The 22805-nt window shown below is 34.2% G+C and carries 21 protein-coding genes; 6 read left to right on the top strand and 15 right to left on the bottom strand.

Going from position 1 to position 22805, the window contains the following annotated elements; genetic code table 11:
* Positions 1–120 precede the first annotated feature (120 nt).
* The 4 genes from FC45_RS05145 to FC45_RS05130 all read left to right on the top strand — a co-directional run bounded on the left by FC45_RS05145 (position 121) and on the right by FC45_RS05130 (position 3982).
* Positions 121–1044 carry a type II toxin-antitoxin system antitoxin SocA domain-containing protein gene (locus tag FC45_RS05145; protein WP_006588015.1) on the top strand — a complete coding sequence of 308 codons (924 nt, stop codon included), beginning with the start codon at positions 121–123 and terminating at the stop codon, positions 1042–1044.
* 148 nt (positions 1045–1192) lie between these two features.
* On the top strand, positions 1193–1402 hold the full coding sequence (locus tag FC45_RS05140; protein ID WP_006588014.1) for a hypothetical protein: 210 nt from the start codon (positions 1193–1195) through the stop codon (positions 1400–1402).
* Between the two features lie 944 nt (positions 1403–2346).
* Positions 2347–3402 carry a tyrosine recombinase XerS gene (gene xerS, locus FC45_RS05135; RefSeq protein WP_006584744.1) on the top strand — a complete coding sequence of 352 codons (1056 nt, stop codon included), beginning with the start codon at positions 2347–2349 and terminating at the stop codon, positions 3400–3402.
* A gap of 211 nt (positions 3403–3613) precedes the next feature.
* On the top strand, positions 3614–3982 hold the full coding sequence (locus FC45_RS05130) for a helix-turn-helix domain-containing protein (RefSeq protein WP_006584745.1): 369 nt from the start codon (positions 3614–3616) through the stop codon (positions 3980–3982).
* A gap of 34 nt (positions 3983–4016) precedes the next feature.
* On the opposite strand, the gene FC45_RS05125 is transcribed toward FC45_RS05130, so the two are convergent.
* The 6 genes from FC45_RS05125 to FC45_RS05100 form a co-directional block, all read right to left on the bottom strand.
* Positions 4017–5519, bottom strand: a complete 1503-nt coding sequence (locus tag FC45_RS05125; protein WP_006584746.1) for a TcaA 3rd/4th domain-containing protein — start codon at positions 5517–5519, stop codon at positions 4017–4019.
* A gap of 145 nt (positions 5520–5664) precedes the next feature.
* Positions 5665–6330: a hypothetical protein gene (locus tag FC45_RS05120; RefSeq protein ID WP_006584747.1), complete on the bottom strand. Its 666-nt coding sequence runs from the start codon at positions 6328–6330 to the stop codon at positions 5665–5667.
* 198 nt (positions 6331–6528) lie between these two features.
* Positions 6529–6996: a Dps family protein gene (locus tag FC45_RS05115; RefSeq protein ID WP_006584748.1), complete on the bottom strand. Its 468-nt coding sequence runs from the start codon at positions 6994–6996 to the stop codon at positions 6529–6531.
* Positions 6997–7073: 77 nt separating this feature from the next.
* Positions 7074–7319 (bottom strand): hypothetical protein, encoded by a 246-nt coding sequence (locus FC45_RS05110; RefSeq protein ID WP_006587991.1) that lies wholly within the window; start codon positions 7317–7319, stop codon positions 7074–7076.
* A gap of 99 nt (positions 7320–7418) precedes the next feature.
* Positions 7419–8300: a DegV family protein gene (locus tag FC45_RS05105; RefSeq protein WP_006584750.1), complete on the bottom strand. Its 882-nt coding sequence runs from the start codon at positions 8298–8300 to the stop codon at positions 7419–7421.
* A 73-nt stretch (positions 8301–8373) separates the two neighbouring features.
* Positions 8374–8787: a MarR family winged helix-turn-helix transcriptional regulator gene (locus FC45_RS05100; RefSeq protein WP_006584751.1), complete on the bottom strand. Its 414-nt coding sequence runs from the start codon at positions 8785–8787 to the stop codon at positions 8374–8376.
* 286 nt (positions 8788–9073) lie between these two features.
* Here FC45_RS05100 and FC45_RS05095 point away from each other — a divergent pair, with 286 nt between their 5' ends.
* Positions 9074–10774 (top strand): Rqc2 family fibronectin-binding protein, encoded by a 1701-nt coding sequence (locus FC45_RS05095; RefSeq protein ID WP_006587990.1) that lies wholly within the window; start codon positions 9074–9076, stop codon positions 10772–10774.
* A 56-nt stretch (positions 10775–10830) separates the two neighbouring features.
* On the opposite strand, the gene FC45_RS05090 is transcribed toward FC45_RS05095, so the two are convergent.
* The 4 genes from FC45_RS05090 to parE form a co-directional block, all read right to left on the bottom strand.
* On the bottom strand, positions 10831–11415 hold the full coding sequence (locus FC45_RS05090; protein ID WP_006584752.1) for a peptidylprolyl isomerase: 585 nt from the start codon (positions 11413–11415) through the stop codon (positions 10831–10833).
* 84 nt (positions 11416–11499) lie between these two features.
* Entirely contained in the window at positions 11500–12435 is a 936-nt protein-coding gene (locus tag FC45_RS05085) for a manganese-dependent inorganic pyrophosphatase (protein ID WP_006584753.1), read from the bottom strand.
* Positions 12436–12501: 66 nt separating this feature from the next.
* The gene (gene parC, locus FC45_RS05080; protein WP_006584754.1) at positions 12502–14982 is read right to left on the bottom strand and encodes a DNA topoisomerase IV subunit A; all 2481 of its coding nucleotides are present in this window, start codon (positions 14980–14982) and stop codon (positions 12502–12504) included.
* Positions 14983–14994: 12 nt separating this feature from the next.
* Positions 14995–16938, bottom strand: a complete 1944-nt coding sequence (parE, locus tag FC45_RS05075) for a DNA topoisomerase IV subunit B (RefSeq protein ID WP_006588269.1) — start codon at positions 16936–16938, stop codon at positions 14995–14997.
* A gap of 84 nt (positions 16939–17022) precedes the next feature.
* Between parE and plsY the strand changes: the two genes are divergently transcribed.
* Positions 17023–17643, top strand: a complete 621-nt coding sequence (plsY, locus tag FC45_RS05070; protein WP_006588268.1) for a glycerol-3-phosphate 1-O-acyltransferase PlsY — start codon at positions 17023–17025, stop codon at positions 17641–17643.
* 66 nt (positions 17644–17709) lie between these two features.
* Here the strand turns inward: plsY and FC45_RS05065 are convergent, their stop codons facing one another.
* The 5 genes from FC45_RS05065 to trmFO are packed head-to-tail and all read right to left on the bottom strand — an operon-like array spanning position 17710 to position 22744.
* Positions 17710–18594, bottom strand: coding sequence for an aldose 1-epimerase family protein (locus tag FC45_RS05065; protein WP_006588267.1), 885 nt, complete (start codon positions 18592–18594; stop codon positions 17710–17712).
* A gap of 13 nt (positions 18595–18607) precedes the next feature.
* A complete protein-coding gene (hslU, locus tag FC45_RS05060) occupies positions 18608–19990 on the bottom strand; it encodes an ATP-dependent protease ATPase subunit HslU (RefSeq protein ID WP_006588583.1) in 1383 nt (460 codons plus the stop codon).
* Complete coding sequence (hslV, locus tag FC45_RS05055; protein ID WP_006584757.1) at positions 19991–20521, bottom strand: ATP-dependent protease subunit HslV; 531 nt, start codon at positions 20519–20521, stop codon at positions 19991–19993.
* 2 nt (positions 20522–20523) lie between these two features.
* Positions 20524–21432 (bottom strand): tyrosine recombinase XerC, encoded by a 909-nt coding sequence (xerC, locus tag FC45_RS05050; protein WP_057706435.1) that lies wholly within the window; start codon positions 21430–21432, stop codon positions 20524–20526.
* A complete protein-coding gene (trmFO, locus tag FC45_RS05045) occupies positions 21425–22744 on the bottom strand; it encodes a methylenetetrahydrofolate--tRNA-(uracil(54)-C(5))-methyltransferase (FADH(2)-oxidizing) TrmFO (RefSeq protein WP_057706433.1) in 1320 nt (439 codons plus the stop codon). Before trmFO ends, xerC begins: the two co-directional genes overlap by 8 nt.
* Positions 22745–22805 lie beyond the last annotated feature (61 nt).

The raw sequence follows: 22805 nt of genomic DNA, 5'->3' as shown, positions 1-22805 counted from the left end.
TCATCCTTACACAAACTATTTTACGGTCTCAGAAATACTATATAAAGTTTGTTTTTACAGAAAATAACAATTTAGTAGTGTTTATCAGTTTTCATCTGGATTATTAAGGAGGAAAGTTACATGGTTTACAAAAAAGATTTTACAACAACCTACACAATCAATGGACATGAATACTCAATAACTTCTCCAGCTCTTTTTGATAGTAATACAAATGAATTGATTCCCAACAATGAATTAGATGATAAAGCTGCTGAAAAGGCTCGTCAGTTATATCGCAAAGATATGGATTTAATTTCGCCTCAAGACTTAAAAAAATATCGTGCAAAATTAAGTTTATCTCAGAGAAATTTAGCTGAATTAACTGGATTGAGCCCCAACACGATTGCTTTATACGAAGCAGGTGCTTTCCCAACTGCAGCAAATAATAATATACTAAAAGCTTTAATAAAAAATGATCAAGTTCTACAACAATATTTAATTGATAACTCTAATCAATATTCTGATGAATTACTTTCAAAAATAAATTCATATCTTAAAAATGAAAATAGCATTATTTCACCAGATAAAATAAAGCCTAAATATACGGCTGTTCAATTAGCTAATTGGCTACTCGTTGAAAATTATTTTGAAAGAGAGTGCAATAAGAATATTGATCCACTTTCTCAAATGAAAGTAATAAAGTTGCTTTATTTTGCATATGGGAGATATTTAGCTTCTACTAAGAATAAATTATTTTCTTCTCCAATTATCCATTTACAATATGGCCCTGTAGTTACTGAAGTACATGAGAAGTTTAAAGGACAAACTGTGTTAAACGATGAGAAAATCGAAAAAGGAGCGATTGAGGATTATAATACAGTTTCTCAAGATGGAGAAATATCAGAATTATTGCATGCGGTTAATCAAAAGTATATCGATTATACAGCAGCTGGGTTAAGCAAAATAACACATCGAAAAGGCTCTCCTTGGTCTTTAACACAAGAAAAGTTGATAATTAAGGATCAATTAATTTTTGATAGTTTTAGTAAAGGTAGAGAAGAATAATCAAAACTAAAAGTCAAAAGAGTTCAAAATAGAACTCTTTTTTATTTTGCCTGTGTCAGCAATCATTTTGATAGGAATACATGAGGTTTAATGCTATTATGATTTCAGAAAAAATCAATTTAAATTTATAATGGAGGATTAATCTTCTATGATTACTTTAAAATTTATGTCTATTGAATTACTTGAAGATAATCAAGATGAGTGGGTATATAGTATTTATACTGATTATCAAGAAGGACAAATAGCCATTAACAAAAGTAATTTTGACGGGAAACTTACATCTTTTAAAAAAGCTAGTGACCTTCTTGGTATAAAAAAAGAAACATTAGAAAACATTAGAATACGAAATTTACTATAGAATTGTTAAATTGATGAAAACTAATCCCGGCATCAAAGAAAAATACTGGTTGCATTCAACTAAGAAAATGGAGCCGCTAGATTAAGCAAACACTATAAAAAGCTCTGACAACTGAGGTATTTCCAAAGTTTGCACAATTTCGGCACAATTTTTGTGAAAACACAAGGGTAGAACATTGATACATAAGCATTCTTAGATACAACTTCGTATAATCAATATTATGTAAAGTTATATGGTGAATTTAAACACAGCCTAAGACCAACTATATTAAACATTCATTTCAAATCAGCCTTACATTAGCTAAATAAAATCCAGTTGATTATCTTACACATATTATTTTTGTCACAACATCAAACCAGATAATTTATAAGTTTGTTGCTGTGCTTTTTATATTTAATCATTTTAGAATTTGATTTATCTATTAATATAATCGTATAATTCCTTAACACTTGTCATTAAGTAACAACAACATATATACTTAATTGATATATGATAATCGATGCTGAGAGCGCAATTCTACAGCAAATATATTCAATTCAATTAATAACTAATAATCTCGAACAAATCAGCATGTAGCAATTTAACTTAAATATTTGGATTACTTTCAATATATTGCTGCAAAAATACATTTAAATTCAGTCATTTTATTGCTACTAAAAGTTAGGTTATCTAGACATATCTAAGGTTTAGATATGAAACCACTTAATAAAGCGTAATCACGATAGATAGGCTTGTCAGTACAAAGATAAGTTATTTCAAATGTTGCTGCATTAATATTTTCTGCTCTATTTGTAATTTACATGTTTTCTTGATTTGCTTGTTTTATTGATATCAAATTGCTAGTATAATTTATACTATACCTAGCATTAAAACTATAATTTTAATGCTAGGTAGCAAAATACCTCTCTCGAAAGTACAATTTTTATGAATTTGGAGTTTTTACTTTGGAAACAAAAAAATATTTAACTTTAATTGATCAAGAATTAAACAATTTACCTTCGTTTATTCGTGAATATAATTTAAGCACTAATCACTCTCTAACGACTAGTTATCAATATTTAACTGAAATTCGGCGTTTTTTTGATTGGCTTCGACATCAATCTCTTTCCCCTGCGCAATCTAATGCTGAAGTATCTATTAAAGATTTAGCTCGACTAACTCGCAGTGATATGATGATTTATATTGATTTTTTGCGTCATAGCAAGAATCAGCAAGGTCGACTTAATTCGCCAACTACCGTTAACCGCTCGATTAATGCTTTACGTTCATTATTCAAATTCCTGACAATTACTGCAGATAAGCCGTTTTTTGACCATAATATAATGCTGAAAATTCAATCTCTAAACAACTTAGAAACTCTGAATTATCGTGCTCACGTATTAGAATCACATATGTATACAGGAAATCTTAAGTATGAATTTCTAGAATTTTTGACAAATAAATATGCTAGTCTTTGTAACAAACAAGCCCTGGCAAGTTTTAAGGTTAATAAAGAACGCGATATTGCAATAATTGCACTAATTCTAGGTACTGGTGTCCGGGTATCTGAGTGTGCTTCGATTAACTTATCTGACCTAAATTTGAAAGAAGCAACTTTAGATTTAACTCGTAAAGGCGGTCAAAAAGACTCAATTCCGGTTGCTAGTTGGACTTTGCCATATATAGCAGCGTATGCAGATATTCGTAACAAACGTTATCATGCTGAAAAAAATGATAAAGCCTTCTTCTTAACTTATTACCACAAAAAAACTTCGCGCATTACTCCTAATGGTATTGAACGTTTGGTTGGTAAATATTCTAAAGCATTTGGTCACCCTCTTACCCCACACAAATTGCGCCACACTCTAGCAAGTGAATTATATGGCGTTACTAAAGATCAAGTTCTCGTTGCTCAACAACTTGGCCAAAAAGGTACTACAGCAACAGATCTCTACACTCATGTCGATCAAAAAGAACAAAGAAAAGCCCTCGATCAACTAGCAAATAATCAAAATAACTAGTCCCCTCTCCTCCTCTGCTAGGGGAGCAGTATCTTAAAAATTGCATTATTTAACAAGTGATATTATTTAAAGATACCATTAAATTATGTTATATTAAGGTTGAGTTAAATAGTTGTGGGAGAACGTTTAATTCAATAAAGCCCCTATCTGCTTTAAATAATATTTTATTTAGTGTTTAGGGTTGTGTTTTTATAGAGGGTTGTGACTTTGAATGGATATGTGTTTAGGCGCTGTAATACGTGATAGACGTAAAGCTATGAAGTTAACTCAAGAAGATCTTGCTGAATTTAGTGGTTTATCTGTTAATTTCATTTCAAGAATTGAAAGAACTGGTGACCAGAACATCTCAATTAAAAAGATTGACGCAATTGCTCAATCTTTGAACATGGATACACCATCTTTGATTGCTGCAGCATACGGTAAAGTAGATATATCTAATTATAAACTTAAGGGTGATGATATATTTATCCAAAAGATTGTCAATGAATTACGAAAATTATCTACTTTTAGAGCCGAAAAAGTTTGCAAGGCAATTCTTTCGTTGGTTAGAGAAATTAATGAACCAACAAGATTTAATTAAAAAAGGAGTTTCAATAACTCCTTTTTTTGTTGCTTTAATTTTTCTTAGTTTTATCGCTAATAATATGTCCTCCACCAACACTTTGAATACTTACCTTGCTTCCTTTCTTATATAGAATGGCATTAGTATATTTCATAATTTGCGTACGTGTGTCAGATTTATGTTTAAACTTATAAGTGACTTCATAACTTACTTGGGTCTCATTATTACCAAGTGGTAAAACCTTTGTAATCTTTATTGCAGTTGAATATGATTTGATCTTACCGTCTTTATTAAAGCCTGCAAACATTTTTCTTAACGTTTTATAATCTGTGTTATTAGTTGAATTTACGAAATCTACGCTGCTACTTTTTTTGCTGAAGGCTTTTGCCAATAATTTCTTAGCTTCTTTTGAAGTTACTAAGCCTTTCCAAGTTGGCGTATAAATATACTTTCCATTCTTTTTCTGCAAGTTCCCAGTTACTTGTCCCTTTTTAGCAAACACTGCTAATGAAGAACTAACTTCGGAATCAATTGTTGAATCATCATTCTCATAACTGACAAAAATTTTAGTTTTATTAGTTATTGGATAATTACTTATAGTTGCCTTTCCATGGTTATTGAGTGTAGCAACCTTCTTATTATTGATATATATACTTGCATTTGGTAAGGACTGAACTACAAATGTCAGAGTTTTAATATCCATTTTTACAGTTTGGTTGGTAAATAAATTAATACTCTTTGATGTACTTAAATTGCGACCTGATAACTTAACTTGAGTAGTTAGGTTATATTGTCCAACAATTAGTTTATTCACACTCACAGCAAATTTAGAGTCCTTTTTAGTCATGCTCTTATAGCTATTATTAATATTTAACTTAGAATTAGCATGATTAGTAGTAACGGTTAAAGAATATGTTGGTAAATTCAACTTATATCTTGGAAAAACAAGCCAATATGCACCATCTTTAATTAATCTAATTGAATTTTTGTAAGACTTATTATGACTAATAGCCTTAATTAAACTGTTAGTTTCAGTTGGATTCTTAACTAAAAAATTTCTAAATGGCTTTAAATCATTTTCATTAATAGTCTCAGCTTTATCACTAACAATATATTCAGCAAAACCCTTCTTAGCTGGATTCTCTAAGTAATTAGTTATCTGAGACAGTTGATTATCACGGCTATAATAATTCATCCCCCAAAATGACAAAAATAAAACAGAACATCCCCCTACTAAAAGACCAATTATCAAATGTTGCTTTCTTTTAGATAACTGGCTTTTTGGTAAATAGTTAAAAAGATGCTTAAAAGAATAATTTTGATTAAACTTAATCCACTTTTGTCGTAATGCTAAAAAATCAACATTATTAAACCATTTCTTGTTATTGCGATACTTATTTACCTTTTTAAAATCTCTTCTAGTTAAAAGGATACGCTTTCTTTCAGCTTCGGAATTAGGAACAATTCGTGTCTTTTGATTTGCACCACAATACGTACAATAAATATCAGCTTTATTAATTTTATGTCCGCAATTAAAACAGTAACGGATACTCAAAAAATCCAACTCCTACATCTATATTATGTGAAATATTATACTTTATTAATTGTACAAATAAGAATAATTTTTTCTTAAAAAACTGTTACACTCCTATTTTTAGCAATAAAAAAACTAGCTTAGTAACAACTAAGCTAGCCTTTTATTAATAGATAGAAATACCAACAGTATTGATATATGCACTAATAATAAGACTTGCAAATGCAAAAGTTAAAGCAATTAAAATAGCAAATAAAAGCAAGAATAAAAAGCTAGCAAAAATTGGATCATGTTTAGCCTCTTCCCTACTTGAAAAAAGCATTTTAAAAGTTGCAATTACATTAATCCAAATTGCAACAAAGCCAAAAATCATAGTTGCAATACTTGTCCATTCTGTAGTTGAATATGACAAAACTGCCATAACAATAACTGCTACCCAGCTAATAGCAATATGGTGAGCGTAATCATTAATAAAGTCAAGTAACTTAACTGGCTTTTCAGACTGGTAAATAAAGTTATGAGTAAACCAAATGATAGCAATATATACTAAACGTGCGATTACACCAAATAAGGTAACTCCAATCATCCAGGCTTTAGAAGTTAAAATACCATATAAGGCATTAAAATATGCAGAAGTAGCAGCTAAGTATTGTAAGGCAGTATAATCGCTTTGTTTAGCAAGTAAACTTGTTAATTCAATTACCAAGATAGTTACAATTCCGAACCAGGCTTGTCCCTTTATAGCTTTATTAGGGCTGGTAAAGGCTGTTTTTAACCAGGTTGAGATGGAACTTACTGCTTGCTTTGTATTTTCTTTAGGTTGGTTTTCCATAAAATACCTCCATATTCAGACTATGTATAGTCTAATATAGATAGAAATAATAGACAAATAAAAGCGAAAATGTTAATTCTTCTTTTAATCATCCTATTCAATCAGCTTAGATATTTATCTGCAGCTTATTATTACAAAATTTGATAAGAAAAAACACAATGAGTTTCACCCATCGTGTTTTTTATCACTTGTTTTATATTATGCATCAATTTCAGGTGCTTTACCTAATTCAGCTTGAAGCATCCAAATTCTCTTTTCAGTATCTGTCTTAAAGCCAGTAAAGATATCATTACTTGAAGCGTCCCCTTCTTTATCAGATACATCAATTCCTTTTTGATATAAATCTGCTAAATAACGATAATCTTTAACTAAGATTTCCAATCTTTCATCCATTGTACGGTCCCAGCGTCCCTTTTCATCAGGAATCTTGGTATTGTCCGCAAATTCCCGTAAAGTTGAAAATGGAGCTCCGTCAATAGCAATTAAACGCTCAGAAATGACATCCATTTGTTCATTTAAATCATCCATAAATTTGTCCATCAGTGGGTGCAACTTCATGAAGCCCCGCCCCCGCATGTACCAGTGTGTTTGGTGAACAACAGTTATCATTTGATTTAAATCTGCAACTAATTGATTAAGTACTTTCTTTGTTTCTTGATATTTCATAATCAGACCTCCTATGACCAAAGTCTATCTTTATCATAGTTAAAAAAATACTAAATGTACAATGATTAGCTTAATAATTATAATTTATATTTTTTTGCGAATTTACGATAAGTATTTTTACTTATTAAGAATATTTCTCCATCTTCACGAGCAATTACAACATAGACTAATTTTGCTAATGTCGACTTTTTAGGGGCAATATAATCAAAAGTTAAATAATCATTATTATAATCAATTAAGTCAATCTGACCATCTAACCCTTGAAAGAAACTACAATTATGACAATAGTCGTCAACTTTTTGTATTAATTCAGTAATCTTCATAAAAATCCTCCTCATATTTAAATACACATAAAAAGGAAGAGATTTTTTATAAATTTTCTATTTTTATAAAAAAAGCTACCCCATGGTAGCTTTCACCTGTTAATTTAACTTAACTTTATTAATATCTTTCATCCATGTAATACCAATGGACTTTTCTCCAAGGTGAGTCCCAATTACAGGGCCAAATTCACCAACTTCAACTGGATTTTCTGGGAAATTCTCATTTACCCAACTCTTAATTTCTTCTGCTTGTGTAGCATCATTAGAATGAACTACTAAAAAACGCAAATCTTGTTTGAAAGGTAGCTTATTAACCTTTTCTAAAGTTAAACTTTCAACTTTTTTAACGGCGCGCTTCATTGAACGAACCTTATCAAAAGCTACAATCTTATCACTATCATCATCAAAAGTTAATAGTGGTTTGATATGAAGCATAGTACCTATAAAGGCACCAGCATTACTCAACCGACCACCACGACTCAAATTATTCAAATCATCAACAATAAATAATTCATCAATTGAATCACGAATTTCGTCTAATCGAGTAATAATTTCCTCTGCAGACAAACCATTTTTGATCATCTTGGCAGCTGCTAAAACAAGATAGCCCATTAGGCGAATAGTAATCTTTGAATCGTATGGATAAAGATTATATTCAGGATTGGTGCGTGCAATATTCATTAAGGTTTGATTGAAACCAGATATAGTTCCAGCCAAGGTAATAGTTATAATAGCGTCATACCCTTCATCATGGAGTCTGTTAAACAGACTAATCATTTCACCCATGCTTGGTTGGGATGTTTTAGGAAAGGCAGCGCCAGCATCTTGCATTCTAAATAGTTGATCTGCAGTGATGTCAATGCCTTCTTTAAATTCCTTGTCACCCACAATGACAGGAATAGGTACGACTATAATATTATTATCCTTAACTTCTTCTTTAGTTAAATAGCTAGTACTATCGGTGATTAATGCAATTTTCACTTCAATAAGCCTTCCATCTCTAGGATTTAATTAAAGATTATTATAGCATAAATAATAATTCTAGTCGAAGTAATTATTGTATAGTTTCCTTATTTAATTCAGTTTGAATAGAATCTAAATGAGTTAAAAAATCCTTAGTTTCAGTTTCACTCCATAATGCATAAATCTTATTATGAATTGAGGTAAGTAAGTGTTTTAATTCTGAAGCCTTAAAAACCCCCGTCTCATTTAAACAAACTAACTTACTTGAATCCGTCTCTGATCGAACAACATCAATAATCTCTTGAGTTTTCTTTTGTTGCAATTGCCGACTAAGAGTAGATAAAGAAATATTCAATCCCCTTGCAAGTTCCCCCATCGTTAGAGAATCATTTTCATTTTCATCGAAAAAAAGTAAGATCCTAGTTTGCGAGAGATTCAACCCAGCTTGTTCAAGAATCATTTTTTTGATAGACTCTGCTATTTCATTGAAATGTAAAACGTCCATATTTACTCCCTATAACAAAATAGTTATCAATATTCATAGCAAAACTTCAATAGCACGGCAGTAATAATAAATTTGTTATTGAAATGTTTTCTTAATTGACTTAAATTAGTTTAATTCAATAATGGTATTAGAACAACTCTTGATTTTTTTAAGTTTCGTGGTATTTACTATGCATAAATTGTTAGTCCTCTTTTTTAAGAAAAAATTGGTCTAGCTTATGCAAGAGATTTTTTTATCTCGTTCTATATTGGTATAATAGAAATTAGTTTTTATTTGAGGTGAGATTATGGCTTTTGATGGTCTATTTATACATAGTTTACTAACAAATTTGTCCCCTACCCTATTAACTGGACGTTTGACTAAAATTTATCAACCATTTGAGCATGACTTAATTTTGGTTTTTAGAAAAAATCGAAAAAACTATCAACTTTTGTTATCTATTAACCCCCAATATCCCCGTTTTTATCTGACCAAAAACTCTTTGGATAATCCTAAAGTTGCCCCAACATTTGTTATGGTTTTACGGAAATATCTTGAAGGCTCGATTTTGCAAGATATTAAGCAAGTTGGTCAGGATCGTATTATCAATTTTTCTTTTTCTAATCGAAATGAACTGGGAGATGAAGTTGAATTAGTTCTTTCTCTTGAACTTATGGGACGTCACAGCAATGTGATTTTATATAATAAGCAAGACGGAAAGATAATTGATCTACTAAAAAGAGTAAATCCTGATGAAAATCGGGCGCGTCTACTTTTACCTAAGGCAAAATATGAACTCCCCCCACTTAATCCAGGAATAGATGGCTTTTTATTATCTAAAGAGGAGTTTTCTAAGTTAGCAAAAGAAAATACTCCTTTTGATTTTGCCAAAAAAGTTAACGGTTTGGACCGGGATGATCGATTAGAATTAGCTGGCTATTTAGAAGATGATTATAGTTTCGATAGTTTTAAAACATTCTTCAATCATTTTGATAACCCGAAGGGGTATATTTTTCGCAATAATAAGCGTAAGGAAAAGATTTTCGTCTATCAACCTTATCACTTAGACCTAACCCCATATTCTAAAAATGAAGATATAAACCAGGCCTTAGATGAATTTTATCATGAGCAAGAAACACGTGATTGGGTTCATCAACGAGCAAAAGTTGTCTTAAATATCGTATCTAATGAACAAAAGAAACTTTCCAAGAAGTTAATTAAACTAAATAATCAACTAGACCAAGCTGAAAATTCGGAAGACTATCGCATTAAAGGCGAATTATTGAATGCTTACTTGCATTTAGTTAAAGCTGGAATGACGGAAGTTGAAGTTCCCAACTATTATGACGAAAATCGCCCCTTAAAAGTTCACTTAGATCCGGCTCTCTCTCCTGCTAGAAATGCTCAAAAGTATTTTACTAAGTATCAAAAATTACGTAACTCAATTAAACATGTTAAAGAGCAAATTAAGTTAACCCAGGAAAATCTTACTTATTTTGATTCTATTGAAACAGCAATCAATAATGCTGAGCCTGAAGATATTGATAGCATAACTGATGAACTTGTTGCTCAAGGATATATTCGTCGTAATCGTAAGCAAAGAAATAAAAAGATTGATGAGAAGTCGCTTAACAAGTTTAAATTGTCCTCAGGTAAAATCGTCCTCGTTGGTAAAAATAACTACCAGAATGACTGGCTAACCTTTAAAAAGGCTAATAAAAATGACATTTGGTTCCATGTTAAGAACATACCAGGTTCTCACGTTATTTTGACCGACAGTCAGCCTAGTGAAGAAGATATTCGCGAAACTGCAGAAATTGCAGCTTACTTTTCAAAAGGTCGCCTTTCAGGCCATGTTCAAGTTGATTACGTGGCAGATAAACGAGTTAAGAAGCCCAATGGTGCTAAACCAGGATTTGTAATTTATACTGGGCAGAATTCAATTGAAGTTACTCCTGAAGAAAAGAGTGTACTTTCGAAGAGAATTGATAAATCAACAGTAAAATAATTATGTAAAAAAAGGTGTTAACTTTAGTTAACACCTTTTTTTACTCTCTTCAATTATTATTTTTCTACAGTAATACCTTCAATCACTACATCGTCATTTGGCTTATCCATATTGTTCGTAGCAACTTTAGCAATTGCATCAACAACATCCATCCCATCAATAACTTGACCAAAAACAGTATGATGGAAGTCAAGCCAAGGTGTACCACCTTGCTTGTAGCGTTTAATAACTTCTTGCGGATAACCAGCTTCTCTCATATCACGAGTGTAGCGTTTTGGCATATTTTGGTTTTGTACAATGAAGAATTGACTGCCATTTGTACTTGGACCAGAATTTGCCATTGACAATGCACCACGGAAGTTAAATAATTGTGAACTAAATTCATCCTCAAATGGGTGTCCCCAGATACTTTCACCGCCAGTACCATCCCCCTTAGGGTCACCACCTTGAATCATAAAGTCCTTAATTACTCGGTGGAAAATTACACCATCATAGTAGCCTTTTTCCGCTAAACGAACAAAATTTTCAACTGTCATTGGAGCTTGCTTTTCAAAGAGTTGAATCTTAATATCGCCTTTATTAGTTTTCATAGTAGCTGTAGGACCTTCTGCTGCAGCTAAATCTAATTGAGGGAAAATCATTTTTTGCTTATTATCTGACATTATTTTTCCTTTCCATAAAAAAATAAGACCCTCTCGAGCCTTATTTTAAACTAAGTCCTGCTATTAACCTTCAAATGCTTCAGTTAATGGAGGAACAACTTGCTTCTTACGTGATACAACACCTGGTAATTCAACAGCGCTGTCAACTAACTTCTTGTCAAAGGCCTTTTCAAATAATGACTTAGTTTCGTCACTACCAACAACAATACCTTCTGAGTTACTTTCCAAGATATCAGTTAAGACAAGAACAAACATGTCGTAACTATTTGCCTTAGAAGAAGCTTCCATTGCGCCGATAAATGCAGCTTTTCTTTCCATAGCTTCTGGTAAGTCAACAGTGTTAACTTGAGCAATTCTTACAGTGTGACCGTTTAATTCAAAGCTCTTAGCATCAAGATCAATTAAGTCTTCTTCGCTCTTGTCAGCAATGTTAGTACCAGCCTTAAGCATTTCAAGACCGTAACTCTTGTAATCAACACCAGCAATCTTAGCTAAAGCTTCAACAGCTTCGTGATCCTTGTCAGTAGTTGTTGGGCTCTTCAAAAGTAAAGTATCAGAAATAATTGCACTAAGCATAATACCAGCAATGTTTTGTGGGATTTCTAAACCTTTTTCGTTAAACATTTGCCATAAAACAGTTGAAGTACAGCCAACTGGTTCATCACGGAAGTAAAGTGGTGCAGCAGTGTTGAAGTTCATAATTCTGTGGTGATCAACAACGTGGGTTACAGTAACCTTGTCAATATCTGAAACAGATTGTTGTGGTTCGTTGTGGTCAACAAGCATAACTGCATCTACTTCGTTTGCTGCAGTCTTAATTACACGTGGTGCTTCAAAGCCAAACTTCTTAAGTGCGAATGCAGTTTCATCATTAGGTTCACCTAAAGCAACTGCTTCTGTATCAAAACCAAAGTGGTTTTGAAAGTATGAATATGCAATTGCAGTACCAATTGCATCGGTATCTGGATTTTGGTGTCCAAAAATTAATTCTTTTGCCATTGTATCTACCTCTTTTAAACTTTCTATCCTTAGTTTACTAGAATTTTTAACTTTGTAAAAGCCTAACTAAAATAATTCTGAAATATCATCGCGACCAGCATGAGTTGGCTTACCTAAAGTTAAACTAGTTGGTTCTCCATCCCCTACTGGATCAATTACAAATGAACCATTTGAATAACGATCACCTAATGGGAAGTCATTAGTCTTAATTGTCATAGTTCTAGCACTTGATGTTTCAATTATCAATTCATGGTTTTGTCCAAATAAGGCAACTCCAGAAATGCGGTGTGGATTCTTCTTTAATTCACGTAAGACTAAAACTCCACGCTTAGCCCGGCTAACCTTGTTAATTAGTTCATACTTGAACTCTTTGAAGGCACCTCTTTGCGTAATGATACCTAATTTCATCAGATTAAGATACTTAGGATCAACTGTGACATAATCAACCACATAGTCGTCATCCTTCAAGTTAACACTCTTAACCCCAGCTGCTCGGGCACCACTTGTTGGAATTTCACTAATATCATAGCGAACAGCATAAGCTTGGTTAGTAAAGAGGGTAATTTCTTTCTTAGTATCAGGAACCACACCTTCAACGTGAATTACACGTGAAGTGTCCTGCTTAAGTTTCATGGCAATCATTGCCCGTGATTTATAAGTTCTTGTTGGCTGAATATCAGCTAAGGCTAATTGCTTAATGTAACCATCATTAGTTGCCAAAACAAAGTTAAGCTTTTCATCTAATTTAGCAAGTTCAAAAACCGAAACAATTTGTTCATCGGTATCAAGACCGAGTTCTTGTGATAAGTGCTGGCCTGGTTCTTTCCACTTAGCTTCAACCAGTTCATGGACAGGTCTAAAAATTACATTCCCCTTATTAGTAAAGAGATAAAGGTTGGTCAAAGTTGACATCGTCTTTTCAAAGACAACCTTGTCAAAGTCAGGCAACCCATTTTCACTATCATCAGTTGATTGGAATGATCGCAAGCTTGACCGCTTAAGATAGCCATCACGTGAGACAAGCACACGAACATCTTCTTCAGCAACTAAGGCCTTTTCGTCAATTTCAATTTTAGCTGTCTTACTTGAAATCTTCGTCCGACGATCACTACCAAATTCTTTTTTAACTGCATTAAGTTCTTTGATAATTTGCTTTTCTAAAACCTTACGGTCAGTTAAAAGCAAGTTGTAGTTAGCAATTTTTTCTTCTAAGTCGCTCTTTTCAGCTTGTAAGGCATTAACGTCAGTATTAGTTAAACGGTAAAGTTGCAAAGAAACAATTGCTTCTGCTTGTCTTGGTGTAAAGCTAAACTTTTCAATAATGTTATTTTTAGCATCAGCCTTATTCTTACTTGCTCGAATGGTCTTGATTACATCGTCCAAAATATCTAAAGCATGAATTAAACCTTCGATAATTTCAAGTCTAGCCTTAGCCTTCTTCAAATCATATTGGGTTCTCTTGGTAATGACAGCTTCATCGTGTTCCAAATATGAACTTAAAATTCGCTTCAAACCAACTTGAACTGGTGTCATATGGTCAATTGCGACCATGTTAAAGCTATAAGATACTTGTAAGTCAGTTGATTTAAACAAGTAATTTAAAATATTTTGACTGTCTGCACCTTTTTTCAGTTCAATGACGATTGATAAACCATGACGGTCAGTTTCATCACGAACTTCACTAATCCCGTCGATTTCTTTGTTCAAACGAATTTCGTCAATCTTTTTAACTAAGAAGGCCTTGTTAACACCAAAAGGAATTTCAGTGACCACAATTTGCTGACGACCCGCTTTAATATCTTGAATACTAGTCTTAGAGCGAACTTGAATCCGGCCGCGACCTGTTTCATAAGCTTCCTTGATGCCTTTATCACCTAAGACAATTGCACCAGTTGGAAAGTCTGGACCTTTAACAAACTGCATTAGATCAGCTAAGCTGGCATCAGGATGCTTTAATAAATAAATTGTCGCATCAATTACTTCAGCTAAATTATGAGGCGGAATTTCTGTCGCATACCCAGCTGAAATACCAGTTGCACCATTAACTAATAAGTTAGGAAATTGCGCCGGCAAAACCGTTGGTTCATATTCAGTATCGTCAAAGTTAAGCACCATGTTAACTGTATCTTTATCAATATCAGCTAACAAGTGATTAGAAATCTTACTTAATCTTGATTCAGTATAACGCATGGCAGCTGGGCTATCGCCATCCATTGACCCATTATTACCGTGCATTTCAATCAAAGGTTCCCGCATCTTCCAGTCTTGTGACAGGTGAACTAAGGCCCCATAAATAGAACTGTCACCGTGTGGGTGGAAGTTACCCATGATATTCCCAACAGCCTTAGCCGCCTTCTTAAATGGCTTATCATAGGTATTATTATCTAAATACATTGCGTACAAAATACGTCTTTGAACTGGTTTTAAACCATCACGAATATCTGGCAAGGCCCGCTCTTGAATAATGTATTTAGAATAGCGACCAAACCGTTCACCCATGACTTGTTCCAAGGGCATTTCCCGAATTCTTTCGGTCTTTTGCGCCATTAATTATTCCTCCTAGTTTTCTGCTTCAAGAATTGAACCTTCTTCTCCCATTCGGAATTTAACATTTTGTTCAATCCATTTTCTTCTGACTTCAACCTTGTCACCCATTAATGTGGTAACACGTCTTTCAGCAAGTGCAGCATCATCAATCTTAACTCGAATTAACATTCTAGAATCAGGATTCATAGTAGTTTGCCAAAGCTGATCAGCATTCATTTCCCCTAAACCTTTGAAACGTTGTAAGCTATAACCTTTACCCATAGCCTTTTCATCACGTTCTAGCTCTTCATCAGTCCAGGCATATTCAATTTTAGCTTTAGCTCCACTACCTTTTTGCAAACGATAAAGTGGTGGTAAGGCGATGTAAACTCGGCCTGCTTCAACCATTGGACGCATATAGCGATAGAAGAAGGTTAAAAGCAAGATTTGAATGTGAGCTCCATCGTCGTCGGCGTCAGTCATGATAATGATTTTGTCATAATTGGCATCTTCAATCTTAAATTCTGCTCCAACACCAGCACCAATCGTGTGAATCATGGTATTGATTTCTTCATTTTTGAAGATATCTTGAAGTTTTGCCTTTTGAGTATTCAACACCTTACCACGTAAAGGTAAGATTGCTTGGAACTTACGATCACGTCCTTGTTTTGCAGAACCACCGGCAGAATCCCCTTCGACTAAGAACAATTCATTCTTCTTAGGATTACGTGATTGGGCTGGCGTTAACTTACCTGATAAAAGTTCTTTCTTGCGGCGTTTTTTACCATTGCGGCTTTCATCCCTAGCCTTTTTGGCAGCTTCACGCGCATCGCGAGCTTTTTGAGCCTTTTTAACTAAAGTTTGGGCAAATTCACCATTTTCTAGCAAATAATAGCTCATCTTCTCATAAACTAGTGCATCAACAGCACTTCTAGCTTGAGGTGTACCTAACTTGCCCTTGGTCTGGCCTTCAAATTCAAGTAATTCTTCAGGAACCTTAATTGAAAGAACAGCACTTAAACCTTCACGATAGTCACTACCTTCGATATTCTTCTCTTTTTCTTTTAATAACCCCTGCTTTTTTGCATAGTCATTAAATGCTCGCGTAAAGCCTGAACGGGCGCCCATTTCATGAGAACCACCATCAATCGTTCGAACATTATTTACAAAAGAGACAAAGTTTTCGGAATAGCCGTCATTATATTGGCCAGAAAATTCAATTTCAATTGAATCTTGCTTGCCTTCAAAATAAAAGACATCTCCAAAAGTATCTTTTCCTTCATTCAGGTATGAAACAAAGGACTTAATCCCATCAGTATAAAGAAATTCTTCATAGTGATTTGGTGTCCGTTCATCTTTTAAGGTGAACTTAACGCCCTTAAGCAAGAAAGCAGACTCACGAATCCGTTCTTCGATGGTTTCGTATTTATACTTCGTAGTTGAAAATACTCGTTCATCTGGCTTAAAAGTAATTGTTGTTCCTGTTTTATCGTTAGTCTTACCTAAGTGCTTCAAAGTTCCAATTGGCTTACCACCATCGTGGAATTCTTCTTCATAAGCTTGTCCGCCACGCACTACTCGCACTTTTAAATATGAAGACAAGGCATTAACAACACTTGAACCAACCCCGTGTAAACCACCAGATGTCTTATAGTTCTTTTCAGTAAACTTCCCACCAGCGTGTAAAACAGTAAAGATAACTTCAATAGTTGGAATTCCTGATTCATGCATCCCTGTAGGCATCCCACGACCAAAGTCTTGCACAGTCACACTGTTATCTTCATGAATAGTTACGTTAATTTCTTTACCGTAACCAGCCATTGCTTCATCGACACTGTTATCGACAATTTCATAAACTAATTGGTTAATACCCTTGATGTCAGTAGAACCAATATACATCCCAGGTCTTTTACGAACTGCTTCTAGTCCGTGCAAAATCTGGATTGAGGAATCATCATAACTATTTGCTTTTGCCAAGCTTTTTCCCTCCAATAAATTTTTTCTGCCACACTATTATAATCTTTGTTACAATAACACATAGACTTTAAGTGAGGTTTGAAAATGTTAACAATTAAAATTGCGCTATTACTTATTTTAGCATATCTCTTGGGTTCATTCCCTACTGGTGTGATAGTTGGTAAAGTTTTTTTTCATAAAGATATTCGAAAACTTGGTTCTGGTAACCCGGGCTCTACTAATACCTTCAGAACTTTTGGGCCAGTTGCGGGGATGAGCGTTTTGCTAGTCGATGTTTTAAAAGGAACCTTAGCTACACTTTTACCGGTAATCTTTCACCTTGGGCCACATCCTTTAGGAATAATTTTTGGGATGCTAGCTATTTTAGGACACACCTTTTCAATTTTTCTGGGCTTTAAGGGTGGTAAAGCTGTAGCAACTACAGCTGGCTTTATCTTGGGATATAACCTAGCATTCTTCTGCGTTTGCGCTGGAATTTTCTTTCCAATGCTCTTTATCACTAGTATTATGTCTTTGACAGCCATGCTTTGCATCACTTTATTTTTTATCTTTAGCTTTTTATTCCATGATCCATACTTAAGTGCCATGATGTTTGTGTTATTAATTTTGATTTTTATTCGTCACAAGGCCAACATTGTTCGCTTAAAAAATGGAACTGAAAATATTATTCCCTTTGGGATTTATTACTGGCTGAAAAATAAATAATTACATGATAAAAGCGACTCTAGCAAGAGTCGCTTTTATATTATCCTTTTAATTTTAATATTTTACTTACTCATGCAAAGCAATGGTAATTTTACCAGTCCATTCTTCATTAGGAGCTAACTTAATAATACCCCGCTTTTTACTAATATCGCCATCAGCATTTATATCATCGCAAAGTCCCCACCAAGGTTCAATGCAGACATAGTTAGCTGTTTTAGGATATTGTGACCAAACTCCAATAAATGGGCTATTTTCGGTTGTGACATTGATATGATAGCTAGTTTTTTCACTACGTAAAGATAGCTTAGTTGCTTCTTTAAGTTCAAAAACTAAAGCATCATCTTTAAACAATTCATCATTCAATTCAATTGGAGTGTCTGTTGCTGCAATTGTTCTTTTTGCCCAATCATGTAAACCCGTTTCTTTGCTAATAGGAATACGAATATGATCCTTGGAAGGAAACATTTGTAAATAATAATTGTTCTTTTTTAGTTGGTCATTAACTGGAATATTAAACCCAGGATGACAACCAATTGAGAAGTACATTTCTTCATTAGAAGGATTCTTAACACTCAAGTCTTCAATTAACAAATTATTAAGTAAGCGATAAGTAATTACCAATTCAAAATGAAATGGATATTCTTTTAAACTAGCCTCATCATCACGCAAAACTAAACTAATTGCATCATTTTCTTGACTTAACAACTTAAATTCCTTATCTCTAGCAAAGCCATGTTGACTAAGTTGATAGCTTTTGCCTTGATATTGATAAGTATCATTTTTTAAGCGACCAACAATTGGAAACAAAATTGGTGCATGACGATTCCAAACTTCTGGATCAGCTTGCCATAAGAATTCAGTATCTGAATTGACACTTTTTACTGAAGCTAGTTCAGCTCCACGGCTATTTATTTTTACATTTAAAAATTGATTTTTAATTTCGTATTCCATCTTAAGAAGTCCTTTATAGAATAAATTTAGTTAAATCCTTATTCATAATTATATCACTAAGTTTTTCTTCTACGTAAGCTTGAGTGATAGTTATTTCGCCCATTTCCATATCTGGACCCTCATAAAGAACATCTTCAAGTAGCTTTTCTAAAATAGTAGCTAATCTCCGCGCTCCAATATTGTCAGTTCCTTGGTTAACGTCGTACGCAATTTCTGCAATTTTATCAATTGCTTCTTGAGTAAAGATTAGCTTAACTCCATCAGCTTCAAGAAGCGCAATATACTGCTTAAGTAATGAATTTTCTGGATCTTTTAAGATTGATACAAAATCAGCTTTAGTTAAAGCATTGAGCTCTACTCTTATTGGGAACCGTCCTTGAAGTTCTGGAATTAAATCACTAGGTTTACTTTCTGCAAAGGCACCAGCTGCAATAAAAAGAATGTGGTCTGTTGATACTGGCCCATATTTAGTTTGAACAGTTGAGCCTTCAACAATTGGTAAAATATCTCGTTGCACACCTTCACGTGACACTTGACCAGCTTCTTTACTCTTACCAGTAATCTTGTCAATTTCATCAATGAAGATAATACCGTTTTGGCTTGTGCGTTCGATAGCCTTTTGATAAATGGTATCGTAGTCTACCATCTTACGAGATTGTTCTTGGATCAATACTTCTCGTGCATCACGAACAGCAAGGGTACGCTTAACCTTCTTCTTAGGCATCATATCACCTAAAAGTGAGTTCATATCCATCCCCATTTGCCCCATCATATCACTCATTGGGTTAACTTTAGGAGCTTGTTCTACTTCAATCGTAACTTGACGATCTTCAAGTAGCCCCTTATTAAGTTGTTCAGCAACACTTAAGCGTTGATTTCTGATATCATCTGTAACTTCTTCTTGTGGTTGCTGAGCTTGCTGAGAACCCATTAACATCTGCATCATTTGTTGCATTTGATTTTCACGGTTTTCGTGTTTAATGCCAGGTACAAGCAAACGAACCAAAGTTTTATTTGCTTCTTTAGTTGCATCAGCCTTAACTCGCTTGAACTGCTCTTTTTCTTCCATACGAACAGCTTCAGTCACTAAGTCACGAACCATCGATTCAACATCACGGCCAACATAACCCACTTCAGTAAACTTAGTTGCTTCTACTTTAATAAATGGTGCATCAACAATTTTAGCAAGACGGCGCGCAATTTCAGTCTTACCAACACCAGTTGGTCCAGCCATTAACATGTTTTTAGGAGTAATGTCTTGTTGCAAACTCTTTGGTAGTTGCAAGCGGCGATAGCGATTATACAAGGCAATCGCTACTGCTCGTTTAGCTTCATCTTGGCCAATAATATATTCATTTAATAAACGTACTATTTCTTTTGGAGTTTTAATAGACATCTAATCACCTATTTCATCAGTAATAATTTCATGGTCAGTAAAGACATCAATATCCGCAGCAATCCCCACTGCTTCTTTAGCAATTTCACTGGCATCCATTTCTTTAGCATGGCGGGTCATTGCGACGGCCGCTGCTTGTGCAAAGTAACCACCAGATCCAATTGCGACTACGTTTTCATCTGGTTCTAAAACTTCGCCGTTACCAGATATCAATAGTAAGTCTTTTTCATTAAAGGCAATTAACATCGCTTGTAATTTTTGCAAAGTAGGATCTTTGCGCCAAGATTGAGCCATTTCTACTGCTGCCCGGCGTAAATCACCTGAATAACTTTCAAGTTTTCCTTCAAGCATTTCTTCTAAGCTAACTGCATCAGCTACACCACCAGCAAAACCGATTACAACTTGGTTGTTATAAATTCTGCGAATTTTCTTTGCTGATTTTTTTGAAATATACTTTTCACCTAAGGTAACTTGGCCGTCACCAGCAATGGCGGTCTTACCATTATGTTTTACACTAACAATTGTTGTCATAACTAATCCTTCCCTTTATTACGTGGAAAAAACTTTTCATAGTCTTTTTGAAGACGTTCCATCGTCACATGAGTATAAATTTGAGTAGTTGATAAAGATTCATGACCTAGTAATTCTTGAACACTGCGCAAGTCAGCGCCATTATTTAGCATTTGCGTAGCAAAAGTGTGCCGTAATTCATGGGGATGAACATTTGCGCTAAGTCCACCTTTTTGGAAAACTTTGCGCATAATATATTCAATTCCTCGGCTAGTTAACTGATGCCCCCGATTATCTAAAAAGACATAATGATTATCATCATCTGGATTAAACAATCTTCTTACTTCATTGAGATAACGCAAAAGACAGGCCTTTGCATAATCACCAAATGGAACATAGCGATCTTTATTTCCTTTACCATGAACTAAAATCATCTGAACATCAAAATCAATCTGTTCCAAGGTTAAATTACTAACTTCACTAACACGCATCCCTGTCGCATAAAACAATTCAAACATTGCTTTATTTCGAACAGTTAATTTATCAGAAGCTGATAGAGAATCTAAAACTTTTTTTATCTCAGGTTCATAGAAAAACTCTGGTAATTTTTTACTTTTGCGATGAATACTTACAGTTTGGGTCGGATCAACCTCAACCAAATTTCGTCGCGTTAAAAACTTATAAAAAGATTTCAAAGACGACAGTTTTCGCGCTTGACTAGCTTGTGACAAGCCGGTACTAGCAAGAGAAGCTATGTAAATTTCAATATCTCTACTAGTAACTTGCTTAAAGCCGTTAAAACCACCATTATTTTTCCAAAAATCTTCAGCTTGCTTTAAATCATTCAAATAAGCTGTCAAAGTTAGGTTAGAATAACCTCGCTCATAGGCTAAATAATCTTTAAATTGCTCAAGGAGTGACTTTTTAGTCATTAATCTTCATTTCTTCCGCAAATTCTGCTAATTTTTCTAAACCACGTTCAGAAATCATTTGTTTACGCTCACGCTTATTGCGAATTTTCTTTTCAAGTGGTGGAATCAAACTAAAGCTGGCGTTCATTGGTTGGAAATGCTTAGAACTAGTTGTTGTAATGTAATTTGCCATTGAGCCAAGTGCCGTTTCAACAGGGAAAGTCACTAAGTCTTTTCCTTGTGCCAAACGGCTGGCATTAATTCCGGCAACTAAACCACTACCAGCACTTTCAACATAACCTTCAACCCCAGTCATTTGACCTGCAAAAAACAGTCCTGCCTGCTTTTTAGCTTCATAAGTTGCATTTAAAACATCCGGTGAAGCCATATAAGTATTTCTGTGCATCTTACCATAACGAACAAAGCGAGCATTTTCTAGGCCTGGAATCATTGAAAAGACACGCTTTTGTTCACCATATTTAAGGTGAGTTTGAAAACCAACCAAATTGTACATTGAAGAAGCCGCATTATCTTGACGTAATTGCACAACTGCATATGGAGTCTTACCAGTTTTAGGGTCTTCAAGTCCAACAGGCTTGAGCGGACCAAAGAGCATAGTCTTTTCACCTCGAGCTGCCATAACTTCAATTGTCATACAACCTTCAAAGACCTCATCTTTTTCAAAGCCGTGAAGTTCCGCAGTTTCAGCCTTAACTAATTCTTTCCAGAATTTAGTAAATTGCTCTTTATCCATTGGGCAGTTTAAATATGCGGCTTCTCCGCGATCGTAACGAGACTTCTTATAAACAATATCCATATCAATTGAATCACTAGCAACAATTGGAGCTGCTGCATCAAAGAAGTGTAAGCTATCTGTTCCAGAAAAGTCTTTGATTTGCTTAGCTAAATCGTCACTCGTCAAAGGACCAGTGGCAATAATGGTAATTCCTTCACTTGGAATTTTAGTAATTTCTTCATGATGAATATGTAAGTTATCAAACTTGGCTAATTCTTCAGTAATATATTTACTAAATAATTCACGGTCCACTGCTAAAGCGCCACCAGCTGGCACCTTAGTGGCATCAGCTGCTCGTAAAACAAGTGAATCTAGCCGGCGCATTTCTTCTTTTAAAAGACCAACTGCATTAGTCAATTGATCACTTCTCATTGAGTTGGTGCAGACTAACTCCGCTAAATTTCCTGTTTCGTGAGCAGGCGTCATTTTAACTGGGCGCATTTCATAGAGGTGAACTTCAACCCCTCTTTTTGCTAGTTGGTAACTAGCTTCACTACCAGCTAGTCCACCACCAATTACAGTAACTTTTTGCGTCATTTATTTCATCCTTATCCTAATTAATATTGATAAAAAAATAATATCATCAATTAATAATCTT

It is taken from the genome of Lactobacillus jensenii DSM 20557 (assembly GCF_001436455.1).
Classification (GTDB): Bacteria; Bacillota; Bacilli; order Lactobacillales; family Lactobacillaceae; genus Lactobacillus; species Lactobacillus jensenii.
Note: the sequence above shows the minus strand (reverse complement) of the source record. Positions and strands in the feature narration are given on the sequence as shown.